A 14,462-nucleotide genomic window follows, 5' to 3' on the forward strand; every position below is an offset into this window, starting at 1 on the left:
GAGCGTGATCACCGAGACTTTCCTGCGGCGACCGCGCGGCGGTGCGGAACTGACGGCCGACGCTCTGCGCGTGCTCGGCGTCATCAGCATCGCGATCGGCGGCATCCACTGGGGATTCGTGGAGGTGGCGGTCTTCGCGCTCACGCTGCTCGGCATGCTCGTGCCGCGCTTTCTCGGGCTGCGCCCCGGCTTCGATATCGCGGTGGGCGGCACGCTGCTCGTGGCCGCCTGGAGCGGCGTCTTCGAGCTGTACACGTCGATCGACTGGCTCGACATCGTGATCCACTTCGCCGCCAACGGACTGCTCGCCGCGCTGTTCTTCGTGGTGGCAGCCCGCACGGGCGTCGTGCCCGACGTCGCAGCGGGAACGACGTCGCTGCTCCGCTCCGCGCTCCTGACGACGGTGTTCGGGCTCGCCGCCGGAGTGCTCTGGGAGATGGGCGAGTGGGCGGGCCACACCTTCATCGACTCGGCCATCTTCGTGAGCTACACCGACACCATCGGAGACCTCGCCGTGGGCGGGCTCGGCTCGCTGCTGGCCGGCCTGTGCATTCGCTGGCTCAGCTCGGAGAGCCGGTGGATCGCCCCGCACGCCGAGGCGACCACGCCGGCCGACTCCCGCACACGACTCCGAGAGATCGGCTAGCGCGGGGCACTCGTTCCCACCGACGACCGCGCCAGGTCGAGCTGCACCACAGTTCCCACCGCGGTGAGCCGCAGGGCGGCCACGTCGTACTGCCCCGTCGACCTCGTCGCCGCATCCGGCCCGTCGACCGTCCACGCCGGTTCCGGGTTGCCGTTCGCCGGGTTCGGACTGTTCTGTGCATTCGCGGTCAGCGACAGGAGGGAGTCCTCCCCGAACAGCACATCCGTCGCGTTCGAGACGAGCGTGACCACGGGGGCGGTCAGCGCGAGCAGCGCCGTTCTGGTCGTGGCGAGAACACCGGTCACGGGAGTGAAGAGCGCCGAATTCAGCGCGGTTCCGAGTGACGCGGAGACGTTCGCAGCCAACCCTCCGGTGAGAGTGTTGAGCAGTCCGCACAGGATGGCCGTAATGACGCTGCAGGCCGCGCCTCCCGCCAGGGAGATCGACGTGGTGACGAGCGGCGTGCCGGCGGTGAGACCGGCCAGCGAGACCTCGGGGATCGTCAACGTGATCGAGGCGACAGGGGGGCCTGACCCTTGAAGCACGTTGACGACCACCTTGGCAGACACGGTCATCGATTCGAGCGCCGCCCTGATGGCGCCCTCCAGATCGTCGACCCAGTTGACGAGCGCCTCGGTCGTCGCCGCTGTGAGCGCGTTGAGGATCTCGTCGTTGATGAGCAGCTGCGTGTTGGCGGGGAGCCCGTTGATGCCGGTCGTGCCGTAGGCCGCCCCGAGCAGACCGTCGAGATCGACAGAGATCCGCCCCGTCACGAGATCGACGCTCACGATGCCGGCGTCGTCGGAGATGGTGTCGTCGAGCAGCCCGTTCACATCGTCGAGATCGATACCGACGTTGAGGTTGCTGATCGTGATCGACCCCAACCCGAGTCCGAGCGTGTTCAGCAGGGTGTTCAGCTGACCGGTGAGTCCGGTCGTCAGCGATGACAGCACTCCCGCGTTGCCTGCAAGACCCTCCACCGTGCCGTCGAGTCCCGTGATCACGGAGCTCGTGTTCGTCACGAGAGTGCCGACCGTGGGAGATGTGAGGTCGAGGTCCACTCCCGCCACGGCGTACTGGCGCTCGAGCGACGAGACGATCGAGCCCGTCCAGGTGGCGGCGCACGCATCGAGCGTTGCGCTCGATGCGACCGCGCCCACGTCGAGCGACGCGTCGGCGAGGCCCGCGACGACGGTACTCAGGCTCTGTCCGAGCGCTGACTGCACGATGGTGCTCAGCTGGAGGGTGGCGAAGGTGGGCGGGTTCGGGCCGGGCTGGCTCGCCGTCGTCTGGATGGCCCCGCTGTTGCTCACCGCGCCGGTCGCACCGGTGGATGTTCCGTCGGAGTCGACCTGCACGTAGCTGTTGTCGACACCGAGGCCGGCATTGAGCGGAAGCAGCAGCAGGTCGCCCAGGCTGGCCTGCAGAGTACTGAGCGCCGTGACCGTGAGCGGGTTGGCGTAGGCGTTCTCGCCCAGCGAGTTCGACTGCGGCGGCGGGGGCGTGATCGCGACACCGGATGCGTCGTTCACCCCGCTGATACCGTCGAGCTCGGCGAAAGCGTCGAGGTCGATGCCGGCCAGGCTTCCGCCCAGCAGCTTGCCCGATGCCCGCGTCGTGAAGGGCGAGCCGTCGGATCCGCAGTCGAGCGTACCGATGGTCGACGAGTCCCATTCGGCATCGAGCCAGGAGGCGTCTGTCGGAGCCGCCGTGATCGACGTCGCCGCCGAGACGGTGATCGCGACAACCCCCGCGAGGGTTCCGACGAGTCGGCGCGTGGCTGAGCGCGAGAGGGTGCGGCGGGTCGTGCTGCGCGGGGTCATGACGCGCTCCTTCGTCGTGGCGTGAGTGTTCGGCGGTGACGCACGATCATTCCGAGTGCGATGGCCCCGGAGCCGATGAGGACAACGGCGAGGACGTCGAGTCCGGTGTTGGCGAGCCCGCCCGGGCCCTTCGTGCCCGAACCCGAGGTGCCCGGCGTTCCCGGCGTTGCCGGGGTGCCCGGTGTGGTCGTGGGATTGGTCGGCACCACGTCGTCGCCCTCGGCGAGAACGTGGAAGGCGAAGTCGCCCGTGAGCCCCATGAGACTCTCGTCGCGACTGGCGGAGACGTCGGGCATCCGTGCCTCGACGAGGATGAAGCGGGGGCTTCCGGCATCGAGCGTGCCCAGGTCGAACAGCGGCGTTCCGTCGGATTCGGCACCCGGCCCGACGGAGGTGATCGCCTGCGGATTGTTGCCGCATCCGGGGTCTGCCGGATCGAAGGTGACCGGCTCGGCGGGAATGCCCGTCCAGGCCGCGTCGCAGGAGGCGATGGAAATGACCACACCGTTGGGGTGGGCGAGCAGCTCTCCACCTGCATACATCTCGAGGGCGATGCGCGCGGTCGTCGCTGTCTCGAGGGTCATCTCGATCTGCCCGTACCCCACGTCTCCCGGGCTCATGTCGAGGAACTGCAGCGGGTCGGGCGACGTCTCGAGGGTCAGATACCCCGGTGCGCCGGGCTGCGGGTCGGGATCACCCGGCAGATCGAGGGCCGCGGATGCCCGGGCGGAGACGAGCGCGATGCCCGCCACCATGAGCAGTACGGCGAAGACCGTGGCGAGCGCTGTCGCTGCTCGGCGTCTCGCGGATGCGGGTTCAACGCGCATGGCGTCTCTCACCTCTTCGTGGTTCGGTGGTGCTGGATTGCTGGGTGCGGGGCCAGAAGGCCCAGAGAACGAGGGCGCCGGCGCCGATAGTCACGACGACGAGGGTGACCGGGCTGCCCATCGCATCGCTCACGGCCTGCCCGCCGGCGATCGAGCCGAGAACGACTTTTCCGGTCTTCACGTGGTACGGGAAGAGATCGGGAATCGTGTTCGCATCGCCCTGCATTGAGACGATGCGACCGTTCGGCACGTTCGGGTCGGGCTCGATCACCGTGATGCGGTGGGTGATCGGCAGCCGCTCCCCTCCCCTCTGGAGGGTGACGACCTGCCCGACCTCGAGCTCTGAGGCCGGAACCTGGCGGACCAGAGCCAGTGATCCCGCCGGAATCGTCGGGGCCATGGATCCGGTCGCGAAGGTCACGAGCGAGAATCCGAAGAACAGAGTGGCGATGCCCCAGGCTATGGCGGCGAGGCCGGCGATTCCCGCGGCCGCGAGCGCGACATCTCGGATTCGAGAGGCGACGATCCTGAGTCGCCCCGGCCGACGAGACCCACCGTGCGCATGGGGATGTCCACGGTGGGTCTCGCGGAACTCGGCGACTCGCGTCATGTGAATCGCCTTTCCGGTCGGTCGGTCTCAGGTGGTGTGCTGCGGACCGCTAGTCGAGCTCGGAGGCCGACACGAACTGCCAGGCGGGAGCGACCGCTCGACCCTGCAGAGTGTCGGGCGCGTCATCGGGGAGCGAGACCTGGAAGCAGTAGTTGAGCTGGTCGCCCGAGTCTGCTGCGAGGGCGCTGACGACGGTGCTGGCGGTGGCAAGCCCGGCGGCCTCGTCTGCCGTGCCCACGACGTAGGTCGCGGCGGGGCCGAAGGCTGCAGCGGTGCAGGCGGCTGGATCGGCATCTCGTGCGCCCGTCGCCACAACGACGCGCAGCTCGAGGGCAGCCGTGAGCAGGTTGCCCGGGTCGTCGATGGGGATGTTCGTCGCGGCGACCGCTCCGCTGAGGCGCACAGAAGGCGCGGCGACCGAGCCATCGGTCGTACTCAGCGAGACGGGAGCGTAGATGGCATCACCCGGGGTGAGCGTGAGGGCACCGGTGGTGAAGGTCAGCGAGCCGCCGGGGTTGGTCTCCTCATCGGTCCACGCGTCGGCGTCGAAGTCGACGCTCGTGTTCTGCTGGACTTCGAAGGTGCTGGTGCCCACGCCCGGAGTGCCCGGGTCGCCATCGACTCCGGCCGTTCCACCGACGACCCACTCCGAGTCGTTCCACACGGCCAGTGTCACGGTTGCGCCGACACCCAGCACAAGGCCTGCGGCGAGAACGGCGAACGCCTTCTGCCTCGTGGAACGCTTTCTGAGCGACGAACCGGCCGGCGTCTCCGGCGCTTCGAATTCTGATGACTGTGACATGACTGATCTCCCCGAACTAGATGAAGCCGCCCCTTATGTGGCCTCTGAGGGTTGAACGATGACATGAGGAGAATTCACGATGGGGCGCAGGCGAGCACTTCGAGTAGTCGTGCGAGGACAGTCCCGTAGCGCCCGTACCGGGGCTCGGTAGTACCCCGTGTTTATTCCGTAGCTCTCGCGTGACATACCCGTAGTGCGTGGGCACCGGCGTCGACCATCGCCGTCAGGTCGGGGACGCTAACACGCACTACCGAAATCGTCGGCTCCCCAATCGGGGGGTATCAGCGCTGAGTAGCGTGATCGCATCCGGCCCCAGGGGAGCGCCGGGTTTGCAAAGGAGCAAACACACATGCAACGACGCATCGCACGACGCCTGCTTGCGACGGGGGTGACCGCAGCACTCGTGGCGGGAACGACTCTCGTGGTGGCGGGTCCCGCACTCGCAGCACCCGGAGACGCATCGGCCTACGGCGCCCAGGCCGAACTGACGGTCGACATCGCCGGCATCCAGATCGTCCTCGACGAGACCACGGTCGGCCAGACCGCCGTGACCGCGCCGGGCACGCAGACGTCGCCCACCGACGACTACACGCTCATCGACGCCCTGCTCGCGGGCATCGACGTCAACGGCGTGACCTCCACCTCGACGACAGGTCCTGCAGGATCGTCGTCGAGTGCGGCGATCGCCACCGCCGATGTCGACCTGCTCGGTCTCGATCTTCTGACCTTGAGCGGGGTGACCGCCGACACGACCTGCGTCGTGGGCCAGGACGCCACCGCGGTCGCTCAGATCGCGAACCTCAACGTTCTCGACCAGGTCGGCGTCGACGTCTCGTCGGGCGACATCGTGAGCGCGGAGACCACCCTCGAGGGCGACGCCGTCGGAGCCCTCGCCGGCGTGACCCTGAGGGTCGAGGTGCAGGAGATCGAGGACGCGACGGCCACCGCCGCCACCGCGAGCGCGCTCGTCGCCCGTGTCTTCCTCACCGGCACGGTCGGAGAGATCGAGCTGGTCAACCAGATCGCCGCCACGATCACCCTGGCCAACGCCGAGTGCGAGACGCCCGCGATCGTTCCGGTGACGCTCTCGAGCATCACTCCCCCGTCAGGGCCGACGTTCGGCGGGCAGACCGTGACGATCAGCGGAACCGGCTTCAACGCATCCACGACCGTGACCTTCGACGGCATCGCCGCGACCGACATCGTGCCCAACGAGGCCGGAACGTCGCTCACGGCAGTGACCCCGGCGAATGCCGCGGGAGACGCCGTGGTCTCGGTCGCGAACCCGGGCAGCGCCGCCACGCTCCCCTATCTCTACGTCGAGCCGTCGATCTCGGGCATCACGCCGAACGAGGGTCCTGACGCCGGCGGCACGGAGGTCACGATCTCCGGCGCCGGTCTCGGCGAAGCGACGGGCGTGACGGTGGGCGGTGACGACGCCGACATCGTCTCGATCTCCGACGACGGCACCTCGATCGTCATCGAGACTCCCCCGGGAACCGGCCTCGCCGATGTCGTCGTGAACTTCGGCGGCGACAACGACGTGACCTCTCCCGAGCAGTTCCTCTACGTGTCGGCCGACTCGCCGCAGGTCACGGGAATCACCCCGTCGTCCGGACCGACCGCGGGCGGCACCACGGTGACCATCACGGGCACCGACCTCGCCGACGTGACCCAGGTGTTCTTCGGCGACGCCGAGGCCGCGATCGTGGGCGAGCCGACCGACACACGCATCGTCGTCGTGACTCCCGCGAACCCGGCGGGCTTCACCGACGTGGTTCTGATCACGTCGGGCGACGACGCCGAGCGTATCGACGACGCGTTCCTCTATGTGGCTCCGCCCACCTCGACCACGATCACACCGGGTTCCGGGCCGACCACCGGGGGCACGACCGTGACGATCGGCGGCTCGGGCTTCGTTCCCGGAGCGACCACGGTGACGATCTGCGGTGCCACCATCGCCGCTGAGAACGTGTCGGTGAACGCCGACGGCACCGTGCTCACCTTCCGCACCCCGCCGTGCGCGGCCGGCAACGCGGTGGTCACTGTCACCACGGCCGGAGGAGCAACGAGCACGACGACCTTCCGGTACGTCTCGACAGCGGCCGCGGGAGCAGGCGGCTCCGGAACGCTCGCATCCACGGGAGCGGCGCCCGCGCCGATCATCTGGACCGCAGGCATCCTGCTGCTGCTCGGGGCCGCGCTCGCGGCCGCCGCCGTGTGGCGTCGACAGCGACGGGCGGAGTAGTCGCGTCGTCCTGACAGACAAGGAAGCGCCGGCCCATTTGGGGGTTGGGCCGGCGCTTCAGTCTTCAAGGTAAGGAATGCTCGACATCTGTCGAAGAGAAACGGCGGTGTTTCACCTCCTGATTCACCCTCGATGCGGTCAGCCGTGCTGATCGAGCTTCTCCTGGGCCTGCTTGGCCCTCCGGGTCGCGCGCAGGTGATCTCGCTCCGCAGACTTCTTCTCGCGATTCGCCAGCTGGGTGTCGCGGTACACCTCGGCCAGGTCGGCTTCGACACCTCGGAGCTGCTCCTCGATCTCCGCTCGCTCGGCCTCGAGCTCCGTGCGACGCTCCGCGAGTCCGGCGAGGGTCTCGTCGACCTCTGCGACCCGGGCCCGTGCGACCGCGACGTCGTCGACGGCCTGCCAGGCGAGGTCCTCGGCCTGTTTGCGCTCCCTGGCCGCCGCCTCGGTGGCGGCCTCGGATGCGTTCGCCCGCCTCGACCGTGCACGGCCCGTCGTTCGGCCGGCCGACTCGGGTGCCCCGTCAGCCGGAAGGGCCTCGGCACCCGCGAGCGCCACCGGCTCCCACCCCGAGACGGTGAGACCGCGCACGAGAAGCCCTCCGCGCACCGCGGCCGCGGCATCCTCGTCGGTCATCGCCGCCTGCAGAGTCTGACCGACCTCGATGAGCGCTGAGCCGCTCAGCACGACCCCTTCCCGCACGGCGAGCTCGCGCGCCCGTGACGACGCGTCGGCCACGAGCCGCTGGCGGTCGGCGCCGAGCGAGCGCATCTCGACTGGGTCGAGGGCGGACTGCGCCTCGCGCTGGCGTCGACCGAGATCGAGCAGGCTGTCGAAGAACTCTGCGTCGTCACGGGCCAGCGCGGTCACGGCCCAGGCGGTCGGGGATGCCTTGGGCAGCCGTTTCAGGCTGGGCGCGAGTGCACGCAGGGCGGGGTTCTTCGATGCCTCCGAGGCGGCTTCGTTGCGAGCCGCAGTGAAACGAGACGGCGGCAGTTCGTAGAGTGATCGAGCGATCGCCCGCAGTTCGTTCTGCCCATCGGTCATGCTCCATCATCGCAACCGAGCGACGCTGAGGCGAGTCCACTGTGCATGAGATTTACCCACATTTGGGGGTCATGAGAGACTTGTAGACGGCCGGATCATCCGGTGAGATGTTTCGCCCCAGACCCCGGTGCTGCTATGGATGACAAGCTGAGCGATCCCCCCTCTGCCGAGAGCAGCCCGGCCCCGAACGCCGCGGAGTTCCTCACCCCCGAGGCTTTGCCCGCGGCCGTGGCAGAAGCGGCACGAACGCACGGCTGGCGCGCAGGGCTTGCACTGCAGTCGGCACACTGGGATCGCTTCGTCACCAGTCGCCCCGAAGCCCTTCTCGCCTCGATCAGAAACCTGCCGGGCGAGGCCTTCGTCGAGATTCCCAGCCTTCTCGTCGCCGTCAACTACCTCCAACACGTCATCAGCGGCGACGACCCCCGGCGGTTCCACGACATCGCGATCGCTGAGGGCGGGCGGTCCGACGACGAGTCCGAACCGCTCGACGTCATGATCAACTCGGCGGGGCGGACCGCCGGATATCGAACGAACGGGCGACTGGCCGACGCGGCGAGATCGGCCCGGCAGGGTCGTCGCATCCTCAACGAGATCACGGCCGCCGAGCGCGCCGAGCGACAGATGGAGCTGCCCCATCTGCTGCTGCAGTGGGGGCGATCGTTCGAGGTGGCCGATGTCGGCGGTGTGCTCGAGTACGAAGAGGCGTGGGAGCTGTCGAATCTGACGGGCCAGCCGCTGATCGCGCGGCGGGCCGCGGCATCGCTGGCCTGGCTTCACGCCGACCACGGACGGCTGAACGAGGCCGAGTCCTGGATCGCCCGAGGTCGACAGATCACCACGATCGGATCGAGATACGACGCCCCGCTCCATCTTGCCGCGGCTCTGGTCGCGATCGATCGATGCGACACCGACTCGATACCGGGGCACCTGGCCGAGCTGGCGACCGTTCCCATCGGCGAATACTGGGCGGCCGAAGCCTGGGTCAGGGCCTGGGCTGCATACAGCGAGGCCGACATCGTGCAGGTGGAGACCCTTCTCGACGCGCAGCGCCTGAGCCAACCGGAGGCTCTGCGACGCAGCGGCGCCTCCTCCCGGTATCTGGTTGCGGCCTACGACAGGCTGGCGACGATTCGAGGCAGGAACACCACGCCGGTCGAGCGCGACACGGACCCCTCGGCCTTCGCGCACCTCATGTCGGCCGTGTCGGCCTACCGCGCCGGCTCGATGCACACCGCCCTCGACGAGGCCGCCCGTGCGCTTCAGGAGGATCGCGGCCCGCGGCTGCAGTCCGCGGCCAAGCTCCTCGCCGCGGCTGCCCGCCTCAGTCTCGGACGATCCGAGGCAGCGGCGACGTCGTTCACGACGGCTCACGCGATCATCGAGATCGAGCGGCTCTACAGCAACTACTCGATCATCGCTCCGGCCCACCTGCTCGAGCTCTCCGCGTCGACAGGGCTTTTTGTTCACTCCCCGGCGGTCCCGACCGACCAGACCGCGACCACAGGGGCAGCCCTCGCATCGCTCTCCCGTCGGGAACGCCAGGTGCTCGTCCATCTGGCATCCGACCAGTCGCTGCAGTCGATCGCCGACACTCTCTTCGTGAGCAAGAACACGGTGAAGACGACGACGAGCAGCCTCTACCGAAAACTGGGCGTCAATTCGAGGCGTGCCGCCGCCGACATCGCGCAGCGGGCGGGCATCGCCTAGATCGGGCGTGTTCGTGTCACCCCTCGGGCGCCTGACGAATGCGACGAGCGGCGCACCCGTTACAACCCGTAGTATGTCCGCTGAGGGGGACTCCACAATGACGTCACACAGCACTTCCAGGCACACGCGTGCCCGCATCATCAGCGCCGCCATCATCACCTTGGGCCTGGCCGCAGGATCGATGCTCACGGCCTCGGTCTCGACGGCCGCACCCGCACCCGGCGTGCCGGAGGTGACCGCGGGCCTCGACTACGTCGCGCTCGGAGACTCGTACTCGGCCGGCCTCGGCTTGGAGCCGGGCACCGCCCTTCCCATTCCGGAATGCGGCCAGAGCGCGGTCAACTTCCCCCACCAGCTGGCCACGGCCTACGGTCTGTCACTCACCGACGTCTCGTGCTCGGGTGCCACGACCGACGACGTGTCCGTCACCTCGCAGTATGCCGGGGTCGGCCCCCAGATCGAGGCTCTCTCCGCCGACACCGACATCGTGACGATCACCATCGGCGGCAACGACCTCGGCTTCCAGGAGATCGCCGGGTCGTGCATTGCGGTGGGCCCCGACGGCCCGCTGGTCTTCGCCAATCCGCCGGCGCAGAACTGCGCCAGCCTCTACAACGCGCAGGTCGACCTCCTGGCTGCCAGGATCGCAACGCAGGTCGCTCCCGACCTGGCCATCACCTACGCGGCGATCGCCGCCGCGGCTCCGAACGCCACGGTCTTCGTCGTCGGTTACCCGGGGCTGTTCCCCGACACGATTCCCGAGGGCGGATGCTTCACCGACGCCTTCACGACACCGAACTCGTTCCCCTTCACCACGATCGACACGGCCTACCTGCGCGCCACGGAACAGAAGCTCGATGCCGCCATCCAGGCCTCCGCAGCCAATGCCGGTTTCACCTACGTGCCGACCTTCGCCGGCAGCGCCGGTCACAGCGCCTGCGCCTCCGCCGGAACGCCCTACATCAACGGCGTGACCCTCAGTGAGTCCGCGTTCGCGTCGTCGCTGCACCCGAACACCCTGGGCGAGACGTTCCTCACCGACTCCGTCAGCCTCGCGCTCGACGCCGCGTTCCCCGCCGTCGTACCGACCGTCACCCCGACGACCGACCCCGTCGCATCCGGACCCGCCGCGGTCGCGCCGAAGCCCGCGCTCGCCAACACGGGCCTGGATGCCGGGCCTCTCACGGGAGGGCTGGCCCTGGCCCTGCTGCTGCTGGTCGGCGGCGGCTTCGCCGTCAGGGCGCGGCGCACCGCGGCGTCTCGGTGACAGCACCATCGCGCTGATCGGGTAGCCGCGCGAGAAACGAGCGCGGCACCTGAGTCGATATCGCGTATTACAGGTGGTTTCGGTGGTCGACCGGCGTGTTGCGGGCCGAGCGGCGGCGTGTCTCGAAAACACCCTGTCGAACGGCCCGGGCTCGATACGCTTGACCGGTGACAGACTCCGCCGGCACATCCGACTTCGACGCCCGCCTCGCGGCCGACCCCGTGCACAACGAGCTCGAGCAGTCCATGCTCGACGGCATCCGGGGCGAGGTGCGGCAGACGGTCTTCATCTCAGCCTTTCTCACCACCCCGGTCTACGCTCTGAGCCGCACCGAGGCATCCGCCGACGCGTCAGACGGGTTCAGTCCCCTGGTTCTCAGCACGACCGACGGGGCGCCCATGCTGCCGCTCTTCACCGACCTCGGACGAGTGCCGGCCGAGTATCTCGAGGTCGCACCGCATGCGGTCACCCTCACCGGCGGACGCTTCGTGGCGAGCGTCGCCGATGAGGTGGGCATCGTGGTCAACCCCGGACATCCGATCGGCTTCGAGCTGTCGCCCGGGGCACTGGCCGCGATACGGCGCGACTTCGCCGAGTCGCAGCAGGGGTAGGGCCGGGGGGATTCCCTTCGACAGGCTCAGGGAACGGACGGGTTCCCTTCGACAGGCTCGGGGTGCGGGGTCGCTCAGGGAACGGGGGCCAGCTGGCCCAGCCTTCCGGCCAGGATTCCGGGCAGCTGCGCGATCACCTCGTTCGCCTGCAGCGACGCGCCGGCGAGGTTCGCGTGCGTGCCGTCGTCCGACATGCCCGCCTGCCAGCCGCCGCCCGCGTCCGCGACCGGCGTGTAGACATCCAGAATCGCGATGCCATCGGCACGAGCGGCCCCGGCCAGCAGCCGATTGAGCTCGATCACCTCGGCCCCGACCTCGGTCGACGGCGGCACGAGCACAGCGATCGGTGTCGACCCGCGCTCGCGCACACCCGCCCACAGGCTCTGGATGTCGGCCGCCGCCTGATCGGGCGAGAGACCGGCGCGCAGGTCGTTGGTTCCGGCCTGCACGAGCACGTAGCCGTTCTGCGCGGCGGCGGCGGCCTCATCGAGACCGGATGCGATGGTCGCAGCGACCGCCCCGGGCTGCGACGCGAACGCGCCCAGCGACGCACCCTCGACGGCATTCGCCACGACGGTCTGCCTCCACCACGATTCGGCGAAGTACGCGTGCGAATCGCTGAGCACCGAGACGGGAACTGTCGGGGTCGGCGCCTCGGGCGCAGCGACCTGCTCGGTGACCGGAAGGTGCCGAACGGAACCCTCGACCAGCTCCCGCTGAGGTTCGCCGCCCGTCATCAGCGCGAACGACGACGCAGCAGCGACGACGACAAGCGCCGCGGCCGCCGCGGCGAGACGGCGCGCCGGGTTCTTGGCAGGCCGGAAGGTGGCTCGGCGCGCAGACGGGCTGTCCCGTCCGCGAGCGCCGGAACGCATGCCCACGTCGACGGAGCCGGACGACTACTCGCCGACGACCCCGGCCATGTCGTATTCGGCCTTCACCAGAATGGGCAGGTGGTCGGAGTCGCCCTGCGGAAGCGTCTTGACCTCGTCGATGCGGAACCCGTTCGAGGTGACGAAGTCGAAGTGGCCGCGAACCCACTTGTAGCGCAGGTAGGTCACGCTGTCGCTCAGCGAGAGCTCGTAACCCGAGTCCTTGATGCCGGCGCGCAGCTTGTTCTGGAACAGCGGGTAGTTGAAGTCGCCCACCATGAGAATGGGAATGTCGACGCCGATACGCTGCAGCTCTTCGTGGGCGGCCGTGATCTGGGTTCGACGCAGAGAATTGGATGCCGTGAGCGGCGCGGCATGGAACGACGCGGCGACGAAAGAGCGGTCGGTCTCACTGTCATGCAACCGGGCACCGAGCAGGCGCTGGGTGCCGGGCGACATGACCCTGTCGTGCATGGACTTCTTGAGGGTGAAGGTGGTGCTGTCCTCGACGGAGAATCGCTCGGCCCGATAGTAGAGCGCGAGGCCGAGCCGGTTCTCCGTGGTGGCGTGCGACATGGTGAGGTGCCCCATGGTCGACGGAAGCGACGCGGTGTCGGCCTCCTGCACACAGAAGATGTCGGCATCGAAGTCATCGGTGAGGGCTGCGAGTTCGCCGCTGGCACTGTTGTTCCGAAGGTTGTAACTCAAAACGCGCATTCCGGGTGGTCCTCTCGCAGGTCTGCTAGACGACAGACTATTCGTGACCGGCTGGTATTTGGATCGGTTGCGGCTGTGCCTTTTATTGTTTACGTCCTCTTAATGCGCCCGTTCGCTGAAACCCCGTTCGCTGAGCCTGTCGAAGCGGCCCTTCGACACGGCCCTTTGAAGCGGTCCTTCGACAAGCTCAGGGAACGGGGCCGAGGAATATCTGACGCGTTCATGCGTTTACATGAACATGAAGAAAATCGGGTTCCTCTCGTTCGGTCACTGGCAGCCGATCCCCGGATCGCTGACGCGAACCGCAGCCGACGCGCACCTGCAGATGATCGAGCTGGCGGTGGCCGCCGAGGAGATCGGCGTCGACGGCGCGTACATGCGTGTGCACCACTTCGCCCGCCAGTTCGCGTCGCCGTTTCCGCTGCTCTCGGCCATGGCCGCGCGCACCTCGAAGATCGAGCTCGGCACCGGCGTGATCGACATGCGTTACGAGAACCCCCTCTACATGGCCGAAGAGGCCGCGACCGCCGACCTCATCTCGGGCGGCAGACTGCAGCTCGGCGTGAGCCGGGGATCACCCGAGACCGCGCTCCGCGGCTCCGAGTCGTTCGGCTTCGTTCCGCAAGACGGAACAACGGATGCCGATCTCGCCCGGGCGCACACCGAACTGTTCCGCGCGGCCATCACCGATGCCGGCGTGGCCATGAGCAACCCGCAGATGACGGGCGTGAGCCAGCCCCTCGGCATCCTGCCCCAGTCGCCGGGTCTGGCCGACCGCATCTGGTGGGGATCGGGCACACGGGCGACCGCCGTGTCGACGGCCGAGCAGGGTATGAACCTGATGAGCTCGACCCTTCTCTCGGAGGACACCGGCGTGCCGTTCGGCGACCTCCAGGCCGAGCAGATCGCGCTGTACCGCGCCGCCTGGAAGGACGCCGGCTGGGAACGCGAGCCGCGCGTGTCGGTGAGCCGCAGCATCCTGCCGATCACCACCGATCAGGACCGCGCCTACTTCGGCGACATGACCCGCGACCGCGAAGACCAGGTCGGCTACCTCGACAACGGGATCGCCCGCTTCGGCAAGAGCTACGTGGGTGAGCCCGACGCCATCGTCAAGGAACTGCTCGACGACGCGGCCGTTCGCGACGCCGACACCGTGCTGGTCACGATTCCGAACCAGCTGGGCGTCGACTACAACGCCCACCTGCTCGAGACGATCGTGAAGCACATCCTGCCCGAACTGGGTTAGCCGAACGGTTCGAGTGGCGCCGTGATGCCCATC

The 14,462-nt window shown here is 68.4% G+C and carries 13 protein-coding genes; 6 read left to right on the forward strand and 7 right to left on the reverse strand.

Annotation, left to right across the window (positions count from 1 at the left end; all coding sequences use genetic code 11):
• The first annotated feature begins 4 nt into the window (after positions 1–4).
• On the forward strand, positions 5–646 hold the full coding sequence (locus ASF06_RS01910; RefSeq protein WP_055942635.1) for a hypothetical protein: 642 nt from the start codon (positions 5–7) through the stop codon (positions 644–646).
• On the opposite strand, the gene ASF06_RS01915 is transcribed toward ASF06_RS01910, so the two are convergent.
• Genes ASF06_RS01915 through ASF06_RS01930 form a run of 4 tightly spaced genes read right to left on the reverse strand, consistent with a single transcriptional unit; the run spans position 643 to position 4,708 of the window.
• Positions 643–2,469: a choice-of-anchor G family protein gene (locus ASF06_RS01915; RefSeq protein ID WP_055942638.1), complete on the reverse strand. Its 1,827-nt coding sequence runs from the start codon at positions 2,467–2,469 to the stop codon at positions 643–645. The genes ASF06_RS01910 and ASF06_RS01915 overlap by 4 nt on opposite strands.
• Positions 2,466–3,296: a hypothetical protein gene (locus ASF06_RS19635; RefSeq protein ID WP_055942641.1), complete on the reverse strand. Its 831-nt coding sequence runs from the start codon at positions 3,294–3,296 to the stop codon at positions 2,466–2,468. Before ASF06_RS19635 ends, ASF06_RS01915 begins: the two co-directional genes overlap by 4 nt.
• Positions 3,286–3,906 carry a S26 family signal peptidase gene (locus tag ASF06_RS01925; protein WP_055942642.1) on the reverse strand — a complete coding sequence of 207 codons (621 nt, stop codon included), beginning with the start codon at positions 3,904–3,906 and terminating at the stop codon, positions 3,286–3,288. Before ASF06_RS01925 ends, ASF06_RS19635 begins: the two co-directional genes overlap by 11 nt.
• 49 nt (positions 3,907–3,955) lie before the next feature.
• The gene (locus ASF06_RS01930) at positions 3,956–4,708 is read right to left on the reverse strand and encodes a SipW-dependent-type signal peptide-containing protein (RefSeq protein ID WP_055924424.1); all 753 of its coding nucleotides are present in this window, start codon (positions 4,706–4,708) and stop codon (positions 3,956–3,958) included.
• A gap of 349 nt (positions 4,709–5,057) precedes the next feature.
• On the opposite strand from ASF06_RS01930, the gene ASF06_RS01935 reads away from it, so the two are divergent.
• Positions 5,058–6,956 carry an IPT/TIG domain-containing protein gene (locus ASF06_RS01935; RefSeq protein ID WP_055942645.1) on the forward strand — a complete coding sequence of 633 codons (1,899 nt, stop codon included), beginning with the start codon at positions 5,058–5,060 and terminating at the stop codon, positions 6,954–6,956.
• 138 nt (positions 6,957–7,094) lie between these two features.
• Here the strand turns inward: ASF06_RS01935 and ASF06_RS01940 are convergent, their stop codons facing one another.
• Positions 7,095–8,003, reverse strand: a complete 909-nt coding sequence (locus tag ASF06_RS01940; protein ID WP_055942648.1) for a hypothetical protein — start codon at positions 8,001–8,003, stop codon at positions 7,095–7,097.
• Positions 8,004–8,138: 135 nt separating this feature from the next.
• Between ASF06_RS01940 and ASF06_RS19945 the strand changes: the two genes are divergently transcribed.
• The 3 genes from ASF06_RS19945 (at position 8,139) to ASF06_RS01955 (ending at position 11,591) form a co-directional block, all read left to right on the forward strand.
• Positions 8,139–9,713: a helix-turn-helix transcriptional regulator gene (locus tag ASF06_RS19945; protein WP_055942650.1), complete on the forward strand. Its 1,575-nt coding sequence runs from the start codon at positions 8,139–8,141 to the stop codon at positions 9,711–9,713.
• Positions 9,714–9,810: 97 nt separating this feature from the next.
• Positions 9,811–10,980: an SGNH/GDSL hydrolase family protein gene (locus ASF06_RS01950; protein WP_055942653.1), complete on the forward strand. Its 1,170-nt coding sequence runs from the start codon at positions 9,811–9,813 to the stop codon at positions 10,978–10,980.
• A gap of 167 nt (positions 10,981–11,147) precedes the next feature.
• Complete coding sequence (locus tag ASF06_RS01955) at positions 11,148–11,591, forward strand: SseB family protein (RefSeq protein ID WP_055942656.1); 444 nt, start codon at positions 11,148–11,150, stop codon at positions 11,589–11,591.
• A gap of 74 nt (positions 11,592–11,665) precedes the next feature.
• Here ASF06_RS01955 and ASF06_RS01960 read toward each other — a convergent pair whose 3' ends face one another.
• Both ASF06_RS01960 and ASF06_RS01965 read right to left on the reverse strand, forming a co-directional pair.
• Positions 11,666–12,466, reverse strand: coding sequence for an SGNH/GDSL hydrolase family protein (locus ASF06_RS01960; RefSeq protein ID WP_055942658.1), 801 nt, complete (start codon positions 12,464–12,466; stop codon positions 11,666–11,668).
• Between the two features lie 24 nt (positions 12,467–12,490).
• Positions 12,491–13,180 (reverse strand): endonuclease/exonuclease/phosphatase family protein, encoded by a 690-nt coding sequence (locus tag ASF06_RS01965; protein ID WP_055942661.1) that lies wholly within the window; start codon positions 13,178–13,180, stop codon positions 12,491–12,493.
• A 232-nt stretch (positions 13,181–13,412) separates the two neighbouring features.
• Between ASF06_RS01965 and ASF06_RS01970 the strand changes: the two genes are divergently transcribed.
• Positions 13,413–14,429: an LLM class flavin-dependent oxidoreductase gene (locus ASF06_RS01970; RefSeq protein ID WP_055942664.1), complete on the forward strand. Its 1,017-nt coding sequence runs from the start codon at positions 13,413–13,415 to the stop codon at positions 14,427–14,429.
• Positions 14,430–14,462 lie beyond the last annotated feature (33 nt).

This window comes from Agreia sp. Leaf244, assembly GCF_001422695.1.
GTDB lineage: Bacteria > Actinomycetota > Actinomycetes > Actinomycetales > Microbacteriaceae > Agreia.

Coding starts and splice junctions, on each gene's coding strand:
- ASF06_RS01915 (WP_055942638.1), bottom strand. CDS start 2,469: ATGACCCCGCGCAGCACGACCCGCCGCACCCTCTCGCGCTCAGCCACG.
- ASF06_RS19635 (WP_055942641.1), bottom strand. CDS start 3,296: ATGCGCGTTGAACCCGCATCCGCGAGACGCCGAGCAGCGACAGCGCTC.
- ASF06_RS01925 (WP_055942642.1), bottom strand. CDS start 3,906: ATGACGCGAGTCGCCGAGTTCCGCGAGACCCACCGTGGACATCCCCAT.
- ASF06_RS01930 (WP_055924424.1), bottom strand. CDS start 4,708: ATGTCACAGTCATCAGAATTCGAAGCGCCGGAGACGCCGGCCGGTTCG.
- ASF06_RS01935 (WP_055942645.1), top strand. CDS start 5,058: ATGCAACGACGCATCGCACGACGCCTGCTTGCGACGGGGGTGACCGCA.
- ASF06_RS01940 (WP_055942648.1), bottom strand. CDS start 8,003: ATGACCGATGGGCAGAACGAACTGCGGGCGATCGCTCGATCACTCTAC.
- ASF06_RS19945 (WP_055942650.1), top strand. CDS start 8,139: ATGGATGACAAGCTGAGCGATCCCCCCTCTGCCGAGAGCAGCCCGGCC.
- ASF06_RS01950 (WP_055942653.1), top strand. CDS start 9,811: ATGACGTCACACAGCACTTCCAGGCACACGCGTGCCCGCATCATCAGC.
- ASF06_RS01960 (WP_055942658.1), bottom strand. CDS start 12,466: ATGCGTTCCGGCGCTCGCGGACGGGACAGCCCGTCTGCGCGCCGAGCC.
- ASF06_RS01965 (WP_055942661.1), bottom strand. CDS start 13,180: ATGCGCGTTTTGAGTTACAACCTTCGGAACAACAGTGCCAGCGGCGAA.
- ASF06_RS01970 (WP_055942664.1), top strand. CDS start 13,413: ATGAACATGAAGAAAATCGGGTTCCTCTCGTTCGGTCACTGGCAGCCG.